At 65.5% G+C, this 3760-nt stretch carries 2 protein-coding genes and 1 pseudogene; all 3 read right to left on the bottom strand.

Going from position 1 to position 3760, the window contains the following annotated elements; translation table 11 throughout:
• A pseudogene (locus tag Q0X16_RS06950) lies at positions 1-249 on the bottom strand (NrdJb); the annotation flags it as partial.
• 84 nt (positions 250-333) lie between these two features.
• Positions 334-756: a hypothetical protein gene (locus Q0X16_RS06945; protein ID WP_297832452.1), complete on the bottom strand. Its 423-nt coding sequence runs from the start codon at positions 754-756 to the stop codon at positions 334-336.
• 78 nt (positions 757-834) lie between these two features.
• A partial coding sequence (locus tag Q0X16_RS06940; protein ID WP_297832449.1) for an LAGLIDADG family homing endonuclease occupies positions 835-3760 on the bottom strand: 2926 nt, incomplete at its 5' end.

Below are 3760 nucleotides of genomic sequence, written 5' to 3'. Positions count from 1 at the left end.
TTCGTGCTCGGTGCCGGCGTTGAGCACGATGTCGTTGATCGTCACGTACATCGCGTGCTCGACCAGCGGCGACTTGATCTTGTAGGTGGAGCCGATCAGGACTTCCGGGCGTTCGATGCGTTCGTGCATGTGGATGACGTTGTCTTCCGCCGCGTCCACCGCCTCCATCACATCTTCCGCCGCGCGCGCGCGATCCTCCGGCGAGACGACGGAATAGCCCTTGATTTTCTTCGTGATCCTGACGGTCATGGAACCTGGAACCTGCCTGTGCGTATTGCGTGATGGAACCGGACGTCCGCCCGACGCGCTGCCGGACGGACGCTGCGGAAAGGATTACTTCTTCGTTGCTTTCCTGGCGGCCTTCTTTGCCGGCGCCTTCTTCGCGGGAGCCTTTTTGGCCACGGCTTTCTTCGCCGGTGCCTTCTTGGCTGCGGGCTTCCTGGCGGCCGCTTTCTTTGCCGGCGCCTTCTTCGCGGCCTTCTTGGCGACGGTCTTCCCGGCCGCCTTCTTACCGGTCACCTTGTCCTTAAGCGTCTGCGCCTGCTTGCGCGCGTCGGCGCTCGCCGCGGAGAGCTTCTGCTTGGCGGAGGCAACCTTCTTCTTCACGACCTTCTCGGCCGACTTGGCCGCCTTCTTCACCGTCGATGCCGCCTTGCGGGCTTTCTCGAGGGTAGCGGCGCCCAGTTCGGCGGCCTTTTCCTTGCCGCTTTCGACAACCTCGGCCAGCGTGCTCGTCACCTGATTTCCGTTGCTCATATGCCCTCTCCTTGCGGGGCCTCGTGGGCGGATCCCACGCCGCGATGCTATACCCGAAAAAGCCCGCGTGCGCGCCGGTCAGAACTTCCCGTAATAGCCTTCTTTCAGGGCGTCGAAGAGGTTGGCGGCGGTGTGCAGTTCGCCGTCGTATTCGATCTGTTCGTTGCCCTTGACCTCGATGGTCGAACCGTCGTCCAGTTCGAACCGGTAGGTGGTGTTCTCGAGGTCGGACTCCTTGACCAGAACGCCCTGGAACGCGGCCGGGTTGAAGCGGAAGGTGGTGCAACCCTTCAGCCCCTTGCGGTGGGCGTAGCGGTAGATGTCCTTGAAGTCCTCGTACGGATAGTCGGTGGGGACGTTGGCGGTCTTGGAGATGGACGAATCGACCCACTTCTGCGCCGCGGCCTGCACGTCGACGTGTTCCTTCGGGCTGATGTCGTCGGCGCTGATGAAATAGTCCGGAAGCCGGGTCGCGGCATCGTCGGAGAACGGCATCGCATTCGGGTTGACCAGCTCGCGATAGGCCAGCAGTTCGAAGGAATACACGTCCACCTTTTCCTTCGACTTCTTGCCTTCGCGGATCACGTTGCGGCTGTAGTGATGGGCGAAGCTCGGCTCGATGCCGTTGCTGGCGTTGTTGGCCAGCGACAGCGAGATGGTGCCGGTGGGCGCGATCGAGCTGTGGTGGGTGAAGCGGCAGCCGGTCTCGGCCAGCTGATCCACCAGTTCCGGCGCCACCTTGGCCACCTGCTGCATGTAGCGGCTGTAGCGCGCGTGCAGGACGCGGCCCTCGATCTTCTGCCCGACCTTCCAGCCGTCCTTCGCCATTTCCGGGCGCTTGCGCAGCATTTCGGCGGTCACTTCGAACACTTCGTCCATGATCGGCGCGGCGCCCTTTTCCTGCGCCAGCGCCAGCCCGGTTTCCCAGCCGGCCACCGCCATTTCGCGGGCGATGGCTTCGGTGAATTCGCAGCTTTCCGCGCTGCCGTACTTCATCTTCAGCATGGTCAGCGTGCTGCCCAGGCCGAGGAAGCCCATGCCGTGGCGGCGCTTGCGCAGGATTTCGTCGCGCTGGCGCTGCAGCGGCAGTCCGTTCACCTCCACCACGTTGTCGAGCATGCGGGTGAATACCCGAACCACTTCCTTGTATTCCTCCCAGTCGAACTCGGCCCGGTCGGTGAAGGGGTGGCGGACGAACTTGGTGAGGTTGACCGAGCCGAGCAGGCAGGCGCCATAGGGCGGCAACGGCTGCTCGCCGCAGTTGTGCGCGTGCAGGCCGTTACCGTCGAAGGTGTTGATGCCCGGCACCTGCACGTCGAACACGTCTTCGTGGCCGTCGGCGACGACGCTTTCGACGGTGGCGACGAAGCGCTCGCGGTTGAGCCGGCGACGATAGCCCGAGAGCGCGGCCTTGAGCCGGTTGGCCTTGGCGCTGTCGGCAAAGCCAACGTGCTGCGCGAACTCGGCCAGATTGTCGCCAGCGACGACCAGCTCATGCTGCGCCGTGGTGGCGTAGTGGCGCTGTCCGCCGTGCCCGTCGGGAAGCAGACGTTCGCCTGCGGGGCGGCGCTCCCGGAAAATCGTCGAGGCGATCCCCAGACGCAGCAGCATGCGCTGTGCCGCCTGCAGGCGTGCCAGGTCGGACTGCGCCAGACGCACGCTGACGCCCTTGTCCTGGCTGCCCTGCACCGAACCGTCGGCATCGAACAGTCCGCGCAGGAAACCGCGATGGAAATCGCTCGACGTCTTTTCCATCGCCGGGGTGATCGCCTTGTTGCCCGGCGTCATGCCCAGTTCGAAGGCCAGATCGCCCAGCGCCGCCAGCTTCAGGCGGTATTCGCCGCGACCGTCCACCGCACTCCAGCCCGCAAAATCGCTTCGATGCGGCAGCTGCTGCGCACAGCGCAGCGCCTCGTCCATCAGCGCCGTTGGCGCATTGCCTGCGGCGTTCACAGCGGCGGCCTGCGGCCACGCCGACAGCACTGCCGCATCGTGCTTGAGGGTGCCGTCGCCGACCAGCAGGCCCAGCAGGAAGCCTTCCTCGTGGCTGCGTGCGCCGTGCCACTGCGCGCCGCTGCGATGATTGTTCAACAGCACCCGGTCGCCGGGCACCAGCTGTCCGGCCGGGCACCATTCAGTTTCGGTGGACCAGCGGGTCTGCCGGCTGACGCGGCGCACGCGGTGGTCGCAGGTCAGGCGCAAGGCGTGGCCTTCCACCGTCTGCAGCCGCACCACGTCCTTGGTGGCCGTCTTGAAGAATCCTTCGGCGCCGGTCGCATGATCGACACCGTCCACGCGCGCAAGGAAGCCCGTGCCCAGCAGATCGGCCACTTGGCGTGGCCCCTCGGCGGTCTGCACCCAGGTCTCGCGGGTGACGCAGGGATTGGTGGCGCGGATGGTCTCGCACCACCAGTTGTTGTTCATCTCGTTGACGCGGTCGATCAGGATGAAGCCCGGCTCGGCGTAATCGTAGGTCGAGACCATGATCATGTCCCACAGGTGGCGGGCGCGGATGTGCCCGTACACCTTGCAGGCCACCAGGCCGTCGTCGCGGACGATGTAGTTCTCGTGCAACGGCCACTCGCGCCAGACCACCTGCGCCGCATCGTCCAGGGCGATGTCGCCGCGCTCCTTGGCGTTGATCGGGAACACCAGCGGCCAGTCGGCGTCGTCCTCGACCGCCTGCATGAAACCGTCGGTGATCAGCAGGCTGAGGTTGAACTGGCGCAGCCGCCCGTCCTCGCGCTTGGCGCGGATGAAGTCCTTCACGTCCGGATGGCTGACGTCGAAGGTGCCCATCTGCGCGCCGCGGCGGCCGCCGGCCGACGACACGGTGAAACACATCTTGTCGAAGATGTCCATGAACGACATCGGGCCCGAGGTGTAGGCACCGGCGCCGGCCACGAAGGCGCCGCGCGGGCGCAGCGTGCTGAACTCGTAGCCGATGCCGCAGCCGGCCTTCAGGGTCAATCCGGCCTCATGGACTTTTTCGAGGATGCCGTCC

The organism is Thermomonas sp. (assembly GCF_025993755.1).
GTDB lineage: Bacteria > Pseudomonadota > Gammaproteobacteria > Xanthomonadales > Xanthomonadaceae > Thermomonas.
The sequence above is the reverse complement of the archived record's forward strand: the minus strand, read 5'-3'. Positions and strand labels throughout refer to the sequence as shown.

Bases quoted from the DNA above. Each gene is read 5' to 3' on its own strand.
- Q0X16_RS06945 (WP_297832452.1), bottom strand. From the start codon at position 756: ATGAGCAACGGAAATCAGGTGACGAGCACGCTGGCCGAGGTTGTCGAA.